We start from the raw sequence: 18084 nt of genomic DNA, 5'->3' as shown, positions 1-18084 counted from the left end.
TTTTGCGTTATCTTTGTTAAATCACAATAAAAATAGACTGAAACGATCATAATCGTCCCAGCCTAAAAATGACTCTCTCTTATATCATTATTTAATTGTACCTAGTTCTTTACCAACTTTTTCATAGGCAGCAATTGCTTTGTCTAACATTTCTTTCGTATGCGCTGCTGTAGGCATATTTCTTACACGTCCTGTGCCACGTGGTACTGTTGGGAAGACGATAGATTTAACATATACACCTTCGTCTTTAAGACGTTTACTAAATTCTTGTGTTTCTTTTTCGTCTCCAATAATAACTGGCGTAATTGGTGTTTCTGATTCACCAGTATTGAAGCCAAGTTTAGCTAAGCCATCTTTTAAATATTTCGCATTATCCCATAATTGATCGTGTAATTCAGTAGAAGCCATTAATTTTTTCACAGCTTCAGTAATTGCTTTAGTGTCTCCAGGAGCTAATGAAGTTGAGAATAAGAATGGTCTTGATTGAGCTTTTAACCAGTCGATAAGTTCTTTAGTACCTGCTACATAACCACCAACTACACCGATTGCTTTTGAAAGTGTACCGATTTGGAAGTCGATTTTATCTTGTAAACCGAAATGTTTAACTGTACCAGCACCTTTACCCATTACACCTGAACCGTGCGCATCATCAACGTAAGTAATTAAGCCAAATTCTTCAGCAATTTCAACGATTTCAGGTAATTTAGCAACGTCTCCATCCATACTAAATACACCATCTGTGATGTACATAACTTTATTGTATTGACCTGATTCAACAGCTTCTTTCGCTTTCGCTCTTAAATCATCCATATCTGAGTGGTTAACACGGATGATTTTAGCTTTAGATAAACGACATCCATCAATAATAGATGCGTGGTTTAATTCATCTGAAAGGATTGCGTCATTTTTGTTCATTACTGCTGAAATAGCTGCCATGTTACAGTTGAATCCTGATTGATAAGCAATAGCAGCTTCAGTACCTTTGAACTTAGCTAATGTTTCTTCTAACTCATCATGTAAGTCTAATGTACCGTTAATTGAACGTACAGCACCAGCACCAACACCGTGTGAATCAATTGCATGTTTAGCTGCAGATTTTAAATCTTCGTTTGTTGCTAGTCCTAAATAGTTATTTGATGATAAATTAATATATTGTTTCCCATTGATTGTAATTTCTGGACCATTCGCACCTTCGATTGAATCGATTTCGTTATATAATCCATTGTCTTTTAAATATTGAATATTTTCTTCTAAAAAGTTGTGTAGTGATTGAACCATATTCATATCCCCTTTGCATTTATTTATCAACATAATCATAACTGATTTTACTTGAACATGAAAGCACTATCATTCCAGTTAATTCAATATATTGAATATTCTTTACGTCATGTACAACTGTTCATACAACATGTATATTTACCTTCATTTTCTAGAAAATACCGAATTAATCTATTGAGTTGAATTAGAATTTGATATACTAAAATTCATAATAATTAGGAAGAAGTGGTTCATGTGTTAGATTGGTTTCAATTAGCCAGTAATAAGGAAAATAGAATGATTCAGATGCGTCGCTATATGCATCAATATCCTGAACCTTCTTTCGAGGAAACTTGGACGCATAACTATATTCTAAATCAGCTTAGTCATCTTGATTGTAAAATTGAATCACCTATTGGACGTAATGGCATTAAAGCAACATTCAAAGGTAAAGAAGAAGGACCAACAATTGCATTTCGTGCTGACTTCGACGCACTACCTGTACAAGAACTTAACGATGTACCTTACAAATCTAAGAATGATGGATTGATGCATGCATGTGGTCATGATGGTCATACTGCGATATTATTAGGCGTCGCTGAGATTGTGCATGAACATCGCCATTTATTAAAAGGAAATGTGGTCTTTATCTTCCAATATGGTGAAGAAATTATGCCAGGTGGCTCTCAAGAAATGATTGATGATGGTTGCTTAAATGGTGTTGATAAAATTTATGGTACCCATTTATGGAGTGGCTATAGTACAGGTACGATTTATTCAAGACCTGGTGCGATTATGGCATCACCAGATGAATTCTCAGTTACAATCCAAGGTAAAGGGGGCCATGGCGCTAAACCGCATGAAACCATTGACCCCATTGTAATTATGGCTGAGTTTATTCTCAGTGCGCAAAAAATTATATCTAGAACAATCGATCCTGTAAGAGAAGCTGTCCTTACATTCGGAATGATTCAAGCTGGATCGTCTGATAGTGTTATTCCCGATAGTGCTTTTTGTAAGGGAACTGTGCGCACATTTGATACAGAATTACAATCACACATTCAACATAAGATGGATAAACTATTACAAGGCTTGGCTCTAGCTAATGATATCACTTACGACTTAGAATACATTCGTGGCTATTTACCAGTACACAATCATGTCAATGCATATGAGGTAGTCAAACAAGCTGCAAATGACTTACATCTACGCTTCAATGAATCTGAGTTAATGATGATTGGTGAAGACTTTTCTCACTATTTAAAAGTCCGCCCAGGGGCATTCTTCTTAACTGGATGTGGTAATAAAGATAAAGGTATTACAGCACCACATCATAACCCACATTTTGATATCGATGAAACTGCATTTAAGTATGCTGCTAGTACGTTCTTGAAAATATTAGAAATTGAAAATGTGTTTTAAAAATAGAATCGTTTAACTTAATGGAACAATGAGGCTGGGACAAAAATAATATAATGAAGCTATTTTTGCAAATTCGCAGTAGCTGACTGAACTGAGAAGGCGCTTAATTCAAGCTTTTCTCAGTTCTAGTCATCCTTGCGGGCGGGGCCCCAGCAAAGAGAATTTCATCAAGAAATTCTACAAGCAAAGCAAGTTGGGAGTCGGGGCCCCAGCAAAGAGAATTTCATAAAGAAATTCTACAAGCAAAGCAGGCTGGGGGTGGGACAACGAATTTAAAAAGAATTCTGTCCCACTCCTATTTTCATATAAAAGGAAGTAATATTTATATATAACAAACTGTGATAGCTATAGTTATTAATCATATAGAAACACAATAGTGCCTATTATCGAGCATATAAAAAGAGACTAAAACAAAATGAATTGTCTTAGCCTCTTTAAACATTTAGGCAGTAGCTGACTGATTTAATTTTAAAATGCGCTTAAATCAAGAGTTTTTCAAAACTAGTCATACTTGACGATGGGGCCCTAGCAAAGGGAATCTCATCAAGAGATTCTATAAACTAAGCAAGCTGGGAGAGAACAACAAATTATTTTAATTTCTGTTCTTCTCCAAAAAAAAGACTCCCTTAAAGGGAGTCTTTGAAATAAAGAATAATTAAAATTATTCGATGATTTCAGTTACAACGCCTGATCCTACAGTACGTCCACCTTCACGGATTGAGAAACGAGTACCGTCTTCAATCGCGATAGGAGCGATTAATTCTACTGTCATTTCAACGTTGTCGCCAGGCATAACCATTTCAGTACCTTCTGGTAAGTTAACAACACCAGTTACGTCAGTAGTACGGAAATAGAATTGTGGACGATAGTTTGTGAAGAATGGAGTGTGACGTCCACCTTCGTCTTTAGATAAAACGTATACGTCTGCTTTGAATTTTGTGTGAGGTGTGATTGAACCTGGAGCAGCTAATACTTGACCACGTTGTACGTCTTCACGAGCAACACCACGTAATAATGCACCGATGTTGTCACCAGCTTCAGCGTAGTCTAATAATTTACGGAACATTTCTACACCAGTAACAGTTGTTTTAGAAGTGTCATGGATACCAATGATTTCAACTTCTTCACCAACTTTGATTTGACCACGTTCAACACGGCCTGTAGCAACAGTACCACGACCAGTGATTGAGAATACGTCCTCAACTGGCATCATGAATGGTTTGTCAGAATCACGTTCTGGAGTTGGAATGTAATCATCAACTGCTTGCATTAATTCTAAGATTTTTTCTTCGTATTGAGCATCGCCTTCTAAAGCTTTTAAAGCTGAACCAGCGATTACAGGTACGTCGTCACCTGGGAAGTCGTATTCAGATAATAAGTCACGTACTTCCATTTCAACTAATTCTAATAATTCTTCATCGTCAACCATGTCAACTTTGTTTAAGAATACTACTAATGCTGGTACACCAACGTTACGTGATAAAAGAATGTGTTCACGAGTTTGTGGCATTGGACCGTCAGCAGCAGATACTACTAAGATACCGCCGTCCATTTGAGCAGCACCAGTGATCATGTTTTTAACATAGTCAGCGTGTCCTGGGCAGTCAACGTGAGCATAGTGACGTTTGTCAGTTTGGTATTCGATGTGTGCAGTATTGATTGTGATACCACGTTCTTTTTCTTCTGGAGCGTTGTCAATCATGTCATATGATTGTGCTACAGTGTCACCATTTTTAGCTAATACAGTTGCGATAGCAGCTGTTAAAGTAGTTTTACCATGGTCAACGTGACCGATAGTACCAATATTGGCATGTTCTTTTGAGCGATCAAATTTTTCTTTTGCCATTATTAAATCTCTCCTATTCTAGTAAAAGTTATTTCAATATTATCTCTCATGATAGTTTCTCACCATCATGAGACATAATGATTGTTAGAATTCATAATTCATTTATAATGCATTTTCAGTAAAAAATCAATTCATAAAGGTGTTTGCTTAAAGAATAAGCATACGCTGTATTTTACCTAGAAAATCTAGTTAAAACAAGTTTAATTATTCACCTTTATTTTTTTTGATGATATCATCAGCGATTGATTTTGGAACTTCTGCATAGTGATCGAAGTACATTGTGTAAGTACCGCGACCTTGAGTGTTAGAACGTAATGAAGTTGCATAACCGAACATTTCTGAAAGTGGTACATAAGCGTTAACAACTTGTGCATTACCACGAGGTTCCATACCATCAACACGTCCACGACGAGCTGTTACGTCACCCATGATATCGCCCATGTATTCTTCAGGCATTTCGATTGTTACTTTCATCATTGGTTCTAAGATAACTGGATCACATTTTTTAGCAGCTTCTTTAAGCGCTAATGATGCAGCAATTTTGAAGGCCATTTCTGATGAATCGACATCATGGTATGAACCATCAAATAATTTAGCTTTAACATCGATTAATGGATATCCAGCTAAGACACCGTTTTCCATAGCATCTTTAAGACCAGCTTCAACTGATGGAATGTATTCACGAGGAACTACACCACCAACGATAGCGTTTTCGAATTCGAAACCTGCGCCAGTTTCGTTTGGTGTGAATTCAATGTGAACATCACCGTATTGACCACGACCACCAGATTGACGAGAGAATTTACCTTGAACTTGTGCAGATTGCTTGAATGTTTCACGGTATGAAACCATTGGCGCACCTACATTACATTCAACGTTGAATTCTTTCTTCATACGGTCAACTAAGATGTCTAAGTGTAACTCACCCATACCACCGATGATAACTTGTCCAGTTTCTTCATCTGTGTGTGCATGGAAAGTAGGGTCTTCTTCTTGTAATTTAACTAAAGCTTGAGTCATTTTATCTTGGTCAGCTTTAGATTTAGGTTCTACTGATAAGTGGATAACTGGTTCAGGGAATTCCATTGATTCTAAGATAATGTCATTCTTTTCACCACATAATGTGTCACCAGTACCTGTATCTTTAAGACCAACTGCAGCAGCGATATCGCCTGAGTAAACAGTATCGATTTCTTGACGTGAGTTAGCGTGCATTTGTAATAAGCGACCTACACGTTCACGTTTGTCTTTAGTTGAGTTCTTAATGTAAGAACCTGATGTTAAAGTACCTGAATATACACGGAAGAAAGTTAATTTACCAACATAAGGGTCAGTCATAACTTTAAATGCTAATGCAGCGAATTCAGCTGAATCGTCTGGTTTAGCAATTACTTCTTCTTCAGGATTGTCAGCACGGTGACCAACAATTGGTTTAACATCTAAAGGTGATGGTAAGTAGTCAATTACTGCGTTAAGCATTAATTGAACACCTTTGTTTTTGAATGCTGTACCACAAAGTACTGGGTAGAATTCTACGTCAGTAGTTGCTTGACGGATAGCATCTTTTAATTCTTCAACTGAAATTTCTTCCTCACCAAGATATTTTTCCATTAAATCGTCGTTAGTTTCAGCAACTGCTTCGATTAAATTAGAACGAGCTTCTTCTGCTCTTTCTTTGTGATCTTCAGGAATTTCAATTTCGTCAATTTCAGTACCTAAGTCGTTTGTATATTTGAAACATTTCATTTCAACTAAGTCAATGATAGCTTCAAATTCGTCTTCGGCACCAATTGGTAATTGGATAGGTGCAGCGTTAGCATCTAAACGATCATGTAATGTGCTTACAGAGTAATCGAAGTTAGCGCCTAATTTATCCATTTTGTTTACGAATACGATACGAGGTACACCGTATGTTGTAGCTTGACGCCAAACAGTTTCAGTTTGAGGTTCTACACCTGATTGCGCATCAAGTACAGTAACCGCACCATCAAGTACACGTAATGAACGTTCAACCTCTACAGTGAAGTCTACGTGTCCTGGAGTATCGATAATGTTTACACGGTGGCCATCCCATTGAGCTGTTGTAGCAGCTGATGTGATTGTAATACCACGGTCTTGTTCTTGTTCCATCCAGTCCATTTGTGAAGCACCTTCGTGTGTTTCACCAATTTTGTGGATACGACCTGTATAGTAAAGAATACGTTCAGTCGTAGTTGTTTTACCAGCATCGATGTGAGCCATGATACCGATATTACGAGTGTTTTTCAAAGAAAAGTCTCTAGCCATTGTTTTTCTCCTTCCAGTAATTACTGAATAAGTACTATTGAATATGGCGATGCCCTAAGCATGAGCCATCTTATTTGGTAAACCAATGTGACGGAACACACTCAGGGTTAAAGCTTTAATCTTACCAGCGGTAGTGAGCGAATGCTTTGTTCGCTTCAGCCATTTTGTGAGTGTCCTCACGTTTCTTAACGGCACCACCTGTATTATTAGCAGCATCTAAGATTTCGTTAGCTAAACGATCTTCCATAGTTTTTTCACCACGAAGACGCGCGTAGTTTACTAACCAACGTAATCCTAGAGTCGTACGACGTTCAGGGCGAACCTCAACTGGTACTTGGTAGTTTGAACCACCTACACGACGAGCTTTTACTTCTAATACTGGCATAATATTGTTGATTGCTTCTTCAAATACTTCTAAAGCATCACGACCACTGCGTTGTTCTACAAGGTCAAATGCTGAATAAAGAATTCTTTGTGCAGTTCCGCGTTTACCATCTAACATAATTTTGTTGATCAATTTTGTAACTAATTTAGAGTTATGAATTGGATCTGGTAATACGTCTCTTTTAGGTACTGATCCTTTACGAGGCATAATTAAAATCCTCCCTTCCTATTATAGTATATTATTAAAAATTGAAATTAAAATTTACACAATCTTAAACTTAATTTTTAGGTTTTTTAGTTCCGTATAATGAACGGCCTTGTCTACGTCCGTCAACACCTGAAGTATCAAGTGCACCACGTACGATGTGGTAACGCACACCAGGTAAGTCTTTTACACGTCCACCACGTACAAGTACTACACTGTGTTCTTGTAAGTTATGGCCGATACCAGGGATGTATGCGTTGATTTCAATATTGTTTGATAAACGCACACGTGCATATTTACGTAACGCTGAGTTAGGTTTTTTAGGTGTCATAGTACCTACACGAGTACAAACACCACGTTTTTGAGGTGAGTTTAAGTTAGTAAATTGTTTCTTTTTACTATTAAAACCTTTGTTTAAAGCTGGTGAATCTGATTTTTTAGATTTGCTTTGTCTAGGTTTACGTACTAATTGGTTAATAGTTGGCATTGAAATGTCCTCCTCTCTTCACTTTTTAATTCCACACATCCAGGTGGTTCATTTTTAGGTTAAATAAAATTTAGTAAGCAAAATACTTACTAATTCTCATTCAATAACGCAACAATGGTTGCATTAACATTAATACCTACATAGTTACCTAAAGCATGTTTGCTTTGATAATAAGTGATAGGTATATTTTTATGATTGATTAAACTAAATACGTGAGCTAACAAATGTACCTCAACGTCTTGAGCAATAATCAAAGATGCAACTTGATCTCTATTTAACGCTTTAAGCGTTTCTTTAAGACCAACTACATAGTGTTGTTTGTTAAAGCGTGCAACTTTTTCATTAGACATTAAAATATCCTCCAAAGTTCTGCTTGCATCAACCTTTACAATAATAACACTTATTGAATCATCAAGTCAACATTTTTTATAGACTTTTTACTCATTTTAAAAATTAAAGAACGAGAGCGAGACTACCTCTTTAAAAGTTAGATATGTCCCGTCTCGTCAATTATAAAAATAATTCCTAATAGGCTTTATTTCATAGTTTATTCAATAACTTCGGCTTCTTCAGTTTCAGTAACTGGTGTTTCCGCTTTATCGTATTTAACGTCGCTATAACGTCTCATACCAGTACCAGCTGGAATTAACTTACCGATAATAACGTTCTCTTTAAGTCCAAGTAAGTCATCACGTTTACCTTTGATAGCTGCATCTGTAAGCACACGTGTTGTTTCTTGGAATGACGCTGCTGATAAGAAGCTTTCTGTTTCAAGAGAAGCTTTAGTAATACCAAGCAATACTGGTTTAGCTGTTGCTGGACGTTTACGTTCTTTAAATGCTTCTCTGTTTGCATCTGTAAAGTTATGAATATCAACCAATGAACCAGGTAATAACTTAGTATCGCCAGCTTCAATGATTCTAACTTTACGTAGCATTTGTCTTACCATTACTTCAACGTGTTTATCGTCGATTTCTACACCTTGCATACGATAAACTTTTTGAACTTCTTTAAGTAAGTAGCTTTCAGTTGCATTTAAACCAGCAACGGCTAAGAAGTTCTTAGGCTCGATTGAACCTTCTGTTAACACTTCACCACGTTCAACTGATTGACCGATTTCTACTTTCAATCTAGAAGTACCTGAAGCTAAGTAAGATCTTGTTTCATTAGCACCTTTAACAACAATTTCTTGTTGACGGTCTTTAGCTAATTTAATATCTTCAACGACACCTTCGATTTCAGTAATCACGGCTTGACCTTTAGGATTACGTGCTTCGAAAATCTCTTGGATACGAGGAAGACCTTGAGTGATATCGCTTCCTGCTACACCACCTGTATGGAATGTACGCATTGTAAGTTGGGTACCAGGTTCACCGATTGATTGCGCAGCGATTGTACCAACTGCTTCACCCACTTCAACTTTTTCACCTGTTGCAAGGTTTTTACCGTAACATTTTTCACAAACACCGTGACGTGTGTTACAAGTAAATGCTGAGCGGATGTACATTTGTTCAATGCCTGCATCAGTGATTTTCTTAGCAATTTCAGCTGTAATTAATTCATCTGGACGAATGATAATTTCATCCGTTTCAGGATGACGAATTGTTTCTTTAGAGTAACGTCCTTCAATACGTTCGATGAATGGTTCGATCATTTCTGTACCTTCTTTGATATCAGAAACGAGTAAACCACGGTCTGTACCACAGTCTTCTTCACGAACGATAACATCTTGTGCAACGTCAACAAGACGACGAGTAAGGTAACCAGAGTCAGCTGTTTTAAGGGCTGTATCGGCAAGACCTTTACGCGCACCGTGAGTAGAGATGAAGTATTCTAATACCGTTAAACCTTCACGGAATGAAGATGTGATAGGTAACTCGATAATTTTACCTGATGGAGCGGCCATTAAACCACGCATACCAGCTAACTGAGTAAAGTTAGATGCGTTACCACGGGCACCAGAGTCACTCATCATGAAGATTGGGTTTGTTTTCTCAAGTGATTGCATTAATTCGCCTTGAATTTGATCTTTGGCATCTGTCCAAATTTCAACAACCGCATTATAACGTTCATCTTCAGTAATTAAACCACGGTTAAATTGTTTAGATACGCGTTCAACTAATTTTTCATGTTCATCTAAGATATCTTGTTTATCTGGAAGTACAACAATATCTGCTACACCAACAGTAATACCCGCTTTAGATGAGAATTTGAAACCTAAATCTTTCATACGGTCAAGCATCATAGATGTGTCAGTGATGCTAAATCTATTGAAGACTTCGGCAATAATATTACCTAAGAATTTTTTATTGAATGGTTCAATAAGTTCTTGTTCTTCAAAGTAAGCTTTAAGTCCACCTTCACCTAATTGAGTTGGATCAATAAAGTATTTATCCGGTGTTTTACCTTCAAGATTAGTTTGGCTAGGTTCATTAATAAATGCGAATGAATCAGGAATGATTTCATTGAAGATCACTTTACCTACTGAAGTAGCTAAAATTTTGTTGTTTTGAGCTTCTGTAAATGTAGGGTTATTAAATGATTTCGCATGCACACCAATACGAGTGTGTAAATGTACATAACCATTTGCATATGCTTTAAGCACTTCATTAGTATCATTAAAGATTGTGCCAGTGTTTACTGCATCTTTACGTTCTAAAGTAAGGTAATAGTTACCTAGTACCATATCTTGTGATGGTGTTACAACAGGTTTACCATCTTTAGGGTTCAAGATGTTTTGCGCAGCTAGCATTAACATACGTGCTTCAGCTTGTGCTTCTTTAGATAAAGGAACGTGAACAGCCATTTGGTCACCGTCAAAGTCCGCGTTGTAAGCTGTTGTTACAAGTGGGTGAAGACGGATAGCACGACCTTCAACTAATGTAGGTTCAAATGCTTGGATACCTAATCTGTGAAGTGTAGGTGCACGGTTAAGTAATACAGGATGTTCTCTGATTACATCTTCTAATACGTCCCAAACTTCATCGTCCATACGTTCAATTTTACTTTTAGCGTTTTTGATGTTCGTAGCAATTTCACGTTGAACTAATTCTTTCATTACGAATGGTTTGAACAATTCAAGGGCCATTTCTTTAGGTAATCCACATTGATACATTTTCAAGCTTGGTCCAACTGCAATAACTGAACGACCTGAATAGTCAACACGTTTACCAAGTAAGTTTTGACGGAAACGACCTTGTTTACCTTTCAGCATATGTGAAAGAGATTTCAATGGTCTGTTACCTGGACCAGTAACTGGACGACCACGACGACCGTTGTCAATTAAAGCATCTACAGCTTCTTGTAACATACGTTTTTCGTTTTGAACGATGATGCCAGGAGCACCTAAGTCTAATAAACGTTTCAAACGGTTGTTACGGTTAATTACACGACGGTATAAGTCATTTAAATCACTTGTTGCGAAACGTCCACCATCTAACTGAACCATTGGACGGATTTCTGGTGGAATAATTGGAAGTACATCTAAAATCATCCATGCTGGGTTATTACCAGAGTTTCTGAATGATTCAACAACTTCTAAACGTTTAATCGCACGTGTCAATCTTTGACCTGTTGCAGATTCTAATTCGTCACGTAATGATTTTAATTCTTCGTCTAAGTTGATTTCTTCTAATAAATCTTTAATACCTTCAGCACCCATTTTAGCGACAAATTGGCCTGGATATTTATCATAATAATCTCTGAATTCAGCTTCAGATAGTAAAGATTTTTTCTCTAAGCCAGTTGGGCCTGGATCTACAACAACATATGAAGCGAAGTAAATCACTTCTTCTAATGCTCTAGGAGACATGTCTAATAAAAGACCCATACGACTTGGAATACCTTTGAAATACCAAATATGTGAAACTGGAGCAGCTAATTCAATGTGTCCCATTCTTTCACGACGTACTTTAGATTTAGTTACTTCTACACCACATCTGTCACAGACCATGCCTTTGTAGCGTACACGTTTGTACTTACCACAACTACATTCCCAGTCTTTTGTAGGTCCAAAAATTCTTTCACAGAAAAGACCATCTTTTTCTGGTTTCAATGTACGATAGTTGATTGTTTCTGGTTTTTTTACTTCACCGTATGACCATGAACGGATTTTTTCAGGTGAGGCTAAACCGATTTTCATATAATGGAAATTATTTACATCAATCAAGGAGCCTACCTCCTTCAATTTAGATTAGCTGTGCTATTTGATTGATTTACATCTATTGAAACTAAAACAAGTCATTATGAATATGGGGAGGAAATCAGTACGATTTATCCATGTTTCAGAATTAAATCGAACTGAGTTTCATATCCCTTATGTTAGATAACTTCTATTTCTAATTAGTCAGTAGTTTCTTTTTGTGTTTCAGGAACATCTTTTTGTTGTAAATCTACTTTGCGCTCAGTTGCATCTTCATCATCAACATCCGCCATTTCGATTTCATTATCATGTTCATCCATAACTTTGACATCTAAACCTAAACTTTGTAATTCTTTCATCAATACACGGAATGATTCTGGAACACTTGGTCTAGAGATGTTTTCACCTTTAACGATAGCTTCGTAAGTTTTAACACGTCCTACAGTATCGTCAGATTTGTAAGTTAAGATTTCTTGTAATGTGTAAGCAGCACCGTAAGCTTCTAGTGCCCATACCTCCATCTCACCAAAACGTTGTCCACCGAATTGTGCTTTACCACCAAGTGGTTGTTGCGTTACAAGTGAGTATGGACCAGTTGAACGCGCATGAAGTTTGTCGTCAACCATGTGTGCAAGTTTAAGCATGTACATAACACCAACAGAAATACGATTATCGAATGGTTCACCTGTTCTACCATCGTATAAGACTGTTTTACCGTCACGCGCCATACCTGCCTCTTCGATTGTTGACCATACATCATCATCGTTCGCACCATCGAATACTGGAGATGCAACATGGATGCCTAAGTTTTTAGCAGCCATACCTAAGTGTAGTTCTAATACTTGTCCGATGTTCATACGAGATGGTACACCAAGTGGGTTTAACATGATATCGATAGGACGTCCATCTGGTAAGTAAGGCATATCTTCTTCAGGAACAATCTTAGAGATAACCCCTTTGTTACCGTGACGACCACACATTTTATCCCCAACATGGATTTTACGTTTTTGTACGATGTATACACGTACTAATTGGTTAACGCCTGGTGATAAAGTATCATCGCCTTCTTCACGATTAAACACTTTAACATCAAGAACGATACCACCGGCACCGTGAGGTACACGTAATGATGTATCACGTACTTCACGTGCTTTCTCACCGAAGATAGCATGTAATAATCTTTCTTCAGCTGTTAATTCAGTCACACCTTTAGGCGTTACTTTACCTACTAAGATGTCACCGTCTTTAACTTCAGCACCAACGTAGACAATACCACGATCATCTAAGTTTTTAAGTGCATTTTCTGACACGTTTGGAATGTCACGAGTGATTTCTTCAGGTCCTAGTTTAGTATCACGCGCTTCTGATTCATATTCTTCAATATGAATTGAAGTATAAACGTCATCTTTAACTAGACGTTCACTCATAATAACAGCATCCTCATAGTTGTAACCGTCCCAAGTCATGAAACCAACTACAACGTTACGTCCTAACGCCATTTCACCTAATTCCATAGATGGTCCGTCAGCTAAAATTTCATTGTACTCAACAACGTCGCCAACTGTAACAATTGGACGTTGGTTATAACACGTACCTGTATTTGAACGTTTGAATTTAGCTAATGGATAGCGATCTAATTCACCTTCATGTTCAATGCCGTTCTCTTCTACTAATCGACGAACTAAGATTTCTTTAGATTCAACATGTTCAACACGACCTCTATGTTTAGCAGTAATTGCAGCGCCTGAGTCACGTGCAGCAACGTGTTCCATACCTGTACCAACAAATGGTGCTTCAGTGTTCATCAATGGTACTGCTTGACGTTGCATGTTCGCACCCATTAAGGCACGGTTAGAGTCATCGTTTTCAAGGAATGGAATACATGCTGTCGCAGCTGATACTACTTGTTTTGGAGATACGTCCATGTAGTCCATTTTCTCTTTGGCCATAACTGTGTTATTACCACGGAAACGACATACTACTTCATCATCTAAGAAACGGCCATTTTCATCTAAGCGAGAGTTCGCTTGGGCAACTACATAGCTATCTTCTTCATCAGCTGTTAAGTAGTCGATTTGATCTGTAATAGAGTTAGTGTCTAAGTCTACTTTACGATATGGTGTTTCAATGAAACCAAATTCATTCACACGTGCATAACTTGAAAGTGAGTTGATCAAACCAATGTTTGGTCCCTCTGGTGTCTCGATAGGACACATACGTCCATAGTGAGAGTAGTGAACGTCACGCACTTCCATTTGAGCACGTTCACGTGTTAAACCACCAGGTCCTAGGGCAGATAGACGACGTTTATGTGTTAACTCAGCTAACGGGTTAGCTTGGTCCATGAATTGTGATAATTGAGAGCTACCGAAGAACTCTTTAATAGAAGCAATTACAGGACGAATATTAATTAATTGTTGTGGTGTGATTGAATCTGTATCTTGAATTGACATTCTTTCACGCACAACACGTTCCATTCTTGATAAACCGATACGGAATTGGTTTTGTAATAATTCACCAACTGAACGTAAACGACGGTTACCTAAATGGTCAATGTCGTCTGTATAACCAATACCATTTAACAAGTTAAAGAAATAACTCATTGACGCAATGATATCTGCTGGTGTAATACATTTAACTTCTGAATCAGGTAAAGCATTACCAATTACAGTAGTTGTACGACCTTCTTCATCATTTGGAACGTAAACTTTAATTGATTGAATTTCAACAGGTTCATCAATAACTGTACCTTCTAATTCAAACACTTCACTATTAGCATTTGTTTCTAAAACTTCCATAATTTCGTCTAATTTACGACGGTCTAATACTGTACCTTCTTCAGCAACAATCTCACCAGTTTCGCTATTGACGATTGGTTCTGCTAATTTTTGGTTAAATAAGCGGTGTTTTAAGTGTAACTTTTTATTTGCTTTGTAACGACCAACACTTGCTAAATCATAACGTTTAGGGTCGAAAAAGCGTGAATATAATAAACTTTTCGCATTTTCAACTGTTGGTGGCTCACCAGGACGTAAACGTTCGTATATTTCTAATAATGCTTGTTCAGTATTTTCAGTGCTGTCTTTTTCAAGTGTATTACGTAAGTATTCACTGTCTCCTAATAAATCAATAATTGATTGATCGTGAGAGAAACCTAAAGCACGTAATAATACTGTTAACGGTAATTTACGTGTTCTATCAATACGTACATATACTACATCTTTCGCATCCGTTTCATATTCTAACCATGCACCACGGTTAGGAATAATTGTTGCATCGTAGTTTTCACGACCGTTTTTGTCAATTTTCTCATTGAAGTAAACGGATGGTGAACGTACTAATTGAGACACGATTACACGTTCTGCACCATTGATTACAAATGTACCTGTATCTGTCATTAATGGGAAGTCACCCATGAATACTTCTTGTTCTTTAACTTCGCCAGTTTCTTTAATTATTAGACGTACTTTAACACGAAGAGGTGCAGCATAAGTAGCGTCACGGTTTTTTGATTCTTCTAAATCATATTTTGGTTCACCTAATCGATAATCTACAAATTCTAATGAAAGGTTACCTGTGAAATCTTCAATTGGAGAGATATCACGGAACATTTCTAATAAACCTTCTTTTAGGAACCAGTCGTAAGATTTAGTTTGAATTTCTATTAAGTTTGGTAATTCTAATACTTCTGAAATTCTCGCATAATTTCTACGTTTACGATGTCTTCCATATTGGACAACTTGACCTGCCAAACAGATTCACCCCTCAAATATTGTGTGATGAACCAATACGCATGAAAATTTCGTATAACAAGACAAAAAGAAAACGGCAACACAGTTGATGACACCATTTTCGATTCTACATTTATTCTTGTTTATCATACTCTTTTCGCGTAAAAGTACACACTTATTGAACATAAATTTTTACATTTTATAACTATATCAGAATACACTTTTGAAATCAACCTTTTCGGCTTTTCAAAATGTAGTATCCCTTGTTCTTATTAACAATTTCGACATTATTAAAAATCTCTTCCATTTTCTTCTTAGCAGAAGGCATACCCTGTTTCTTTTGGATCACAACGTACAACTCACCTTGAGCATTGAGCTGTTGATATGCTTCTTCGAAAATACGATGAACAACTTCTTTTCCAGCTCTAATAGGAGGATTTGTTAGCACATAATCGAAATGACAATCCTTCAATTGCGATAAACCATCGCTTTCCTTAATAATGACGTTATCAATTTGATTTGCTTTTTTATTCTTTTCAGCAAGACTTAACGCACGGTGATTAACATCAACCATGGTAATTTGATGATGCGGTGAAACTTTAGCAATCATTAATCCAATCGGACCATAGCCACACCCGACATCAGCAATTGCTTTACTTGGACCAGGAGGATGTTCATTTAAAAAGGTTTGTACTAAAGTATCTGACCCAAAATCTACTTGCGCTTTTGAGAATACGCCTGCATCTGTAGTTAGATTTAATTGATGTTGATGGTAATGATAGTGAATGACTCTTTCATCACTTTGTACATCAGGATTTTCATCATAATAGTGTCCCATAACGCCACCTCTTTTTTTCATTGTTCATCTTTATTTTACTAGAAAATGAAGTAAAACCCCGTTATCGTGATAACGGGGTTTTAATTTCTCAAAGAATTCAAGTTAATTATATCAATGTATTGTTATAAATACATCGAATACACTAACTTTCGATATTAAGTTAAGATACTAGAATTATTTTAATTCTACAGTAGCTCCAACTTCTTCTAATTGTTCTTTAAGTTTTTCAGCTTCTTCTTTAGCAACGCCTTCTTTGATTACTTTAGGAGCGTTATCTACTAATTCTTTAGCATCTTTTAAGCCTAAGCCAGTTGCTTCTTTAACTGCTTTAACAACTTTGATTTTTGAAGATCCAGCTGAAGTTAACTCAACGTCAAATTCAGTTTTTTCTGCTGCTGCGTCTCCGCCACCAGCTGCACCAGCTGCTGCTACAGGAGCTGCTGCTGTTACACCAAATTCTTCTTCAATTGCTTTTACTAAATCGTTTAATTCTAATACTGACATTTCTTTAATTGCTTCAATGATTTGTTCTTGATTAGCCATTTTATATTTCCTCCAATTATTTTAAAATTTTATGCGCAATTATTCAGCGCTTTCTTCTTTTTGTTCTCCAACAGCTTTAACCGCATAAGCGAAGTTGCGTACTGGAGCTTGTAATACTGATAAAAGCATAGAAACAAGACCATCGTGTGAAGGTAATGAACCAACAGTTTTAACTTCTTCTGCTGAAATAAGGTTACCTTCCATAACGCCTGTTTTGATTTCTAAAGCTTCATGTTCTTTAGCAAATCCTGCGATAACTTTCGCTGGTGCTACTACATCTTCAGTTGAAGTTGCAACAGCTGTAGGACCTGTTAAGAATTCATCTAAGCCTTCGATACCTGCTTGTTCAGCTGCACGACGAACCATAGTGTTTTTATAAACTTTATATTCAACACCAGCTTCACGTAATTGTGAACGTAATTCAGTTACTTCTGCAACAGTTAAGCCACGGTAGTCGACGATAACAGTTGAAACTGAATTTTTAAGTTGTTCAGCAATAACATCAACTTGTTGTTTTTTAGCTTCGATAATAGCAGACATTCAGACACCTCCATTTTTATTTTTGGTGCTTTTTAAATTTCTCAATAAAAAAAGCACTTTCTACCCACGGCAAAAAGCGCTTGAAAGATCATTTATATGATCACACGTTCAAGTCAATTTTAGCCTCGGCAGGATGATGTTTTAAGTTAATGGTTAACTCCTACTGTCTTAGGTAAAATAATCACAATAAATAATATAACCTCATTGTTGTAATATGTCAATAACTTTTTCAATTTTTTTAATCAAACGAGCAAAAGTTATAGTCATTGTAGAAATTAAGCGTTATGTTACATCCACATACGACCACTAATGTTTACAGATGACTTTTAATAACCTGTGCATACAGAGATTTTACGTGTCATCGTCATGCGACACTTTTTACAGGACTTAATTTATATCTATAC

General features: G+C 36.8%; 12 protein-coding genes and 1 other annotated feature. Of the genes, 1 reads left to right on the top strand and 11 read right to left on the bottom strand.

The genetic code is table 11. From position 1 onward, the window contains the following. Positions 1–87: 87 nt before the first annotated feature. Entirely contained in the window at positions 88–1278 is a 1191-nt protein-coding gene (locus AK212_RS11145) for a glycine C-acetyltransferase (protein ID WP_053031038.1), read from the bottom strand. A 234-nt stretch (positions 1279–1512) separates the two neighbouring features. On the opposite strand from AK212_RS11145, the gene AK212_RS11140 reads away from it, so the two are divergent. Further along, positions 1513–2679 carry a M20 family metallopeptidase gene (locus tag AK212_RS11140; protein WP_053031036.1) on the top strand — a complete coding sequence of 389 codons (1167 nt, stop codon included), beginning with the start codon at positions 1513–1515 and terminating at the stop codon, positions 2677–2679. A 661-nt stretch (positions 2680–3340) separates the two neighbouring features. Here the strand turns inward: AK212_RS11140 and tuf are convergent. From tuf to rplJ, 10 genes are all read right to left on the bottom strand, one after another. Beyond that, the gene (tuf, locus tag AK212_RS11135) at positions 3341–4525 is read right to left on the bottom strand and encodes an elongation factor Tu (protein WP_011276713.1); all 1185 of its coding nucleotides are present in this window, start codon (positions 4523–4525) and stop codon (positions 3341–3343) included. Between the two features lie 204 nt (positions 4526–4729). After that, the gene (gene fusA, locus AK212_RS11130) at positions 4730–6811 is read right to left on the bottom strand and encodes an elongation factor G (RefSeq protein WP_053031035.1); all 2082 of its coding nucleotides are present in this window, start codon (positions 6809–6811) and stop codon (positions 4730–4732) included. Between the two features lie 121 nt (positions 6812–6932). Beyond that, positions 6933–7403 (bottom strand): 30S ribosomal protein S7, encoded by a 471-nt coding sequence (rpsG, locus tag AK212_RS11125; protein WP_001137495.1) that lies wholly within the window; start codon positions 7401–7403, stop codon positions 6933–6935. Positions 7404–7473: 70 nt separating this feature from the next. After that, on the bottom strand, positions 7474–7887 hold the full coding sequence (gene rpsL / locus AK212_RS11120) for a 30S ribosomal protein S12 (RefSeq protein ID WP_053031033.1): 414 nt from the start codon (positions 7885–7887) through the stop codon (positions 7474–7476). A gap of 89 nt (positions 7888–7976) precedes the next feature. Further along, on the bottom strand, positions 7977–8237 hold the full coding sequence (locus tag AK212_RS11115; RefSeq protein ID WP_053031031.1) for a ribosomal L7Ae/L30e/S12e/Gadd45 family protein: 261 nt from the start codon (positions 8235–8237) through the stop codon (positions 7977–7979). A 197-nt stretch (positions 8238–8434) separates the two neighbouring features. Next, positions 8435–12028, bottom strand: coding sequence for a DNA-directed RNA polymerase subunit beta' (gene rpoC, locus AK212_RS11110; protein ID WP_174841861.1), 3594 nt, complete (start codon positions 12026–12028; stop codon positions 8435–8437). Between the two features lie 200 nt (positions 12029–12228). Then, a complete protein-coding gene (gene rpoB / locus AK212_RS11105) occupies positions 12229–15780 on the bottom strand; it encodes a DNA-directed RNA polymerase subunit beta (protein ID WP_053031027.1) in 3552 nt (1183 codons plus the stop codon). Positions 15781–15988: 208 nt separating this feature from the next. Continuing rightward, on the bottom strand, positions 15989–16597 hold the full coding sequence (locus tag AK212_RS11100; RefSeq protein WP_053031026.1) for a class I SAM-dependent methyltransferase: 609 nt from the start codon (positions 16595–16597) through the stop codon (positions 15989–15991). A gap of 174 nt (positions 16598–16771) precedes the next feature. Then, positions 16772–17140, bottom strand: coding sequence for a 50S ribosomal protein L7/L12 (gene rplL, locus AK212_RS11095; protein ID WP_011276720.1), 369 nt, complete (start codon positions 17138–17140; stop codon positions 16772–16774). 39 nt (positions 17141–17179) lie between these two features. Then, a complete protein-coding gene (gene rplJ, locus AK212_RS11090) occupies positions 17180–17680 on the bottom strand; it encodes a 50S ribosomal protein L10 (protein WP_053031024.1) in 501 nt (166 codons plus the stop codon). A gap of 38 nt (positions 17681–17718) precedes the next feature. Beyond that, positions 17719–17871 (bottom strand) — a sequence feature (ribosomal protein L10 leader region). Between the last annotated feature and the right edge of the window lie 213 nt (positions 17872–18084).

The sequence above is a fragment of the Staphylococcus borealis genome (genome assembly GCF_001224225.1).
GTDB lineage: Bacteria > Bacillota > Bacilli > Staphylococcales > Staphylococcaceae > Staphylococcus > Staphylococcus borealis.
The sequence above is the reverse complement of the archived record's forward strand: the minus strand, read 5'-3'. Positions and strand labels throughout refer to the sequence as shown.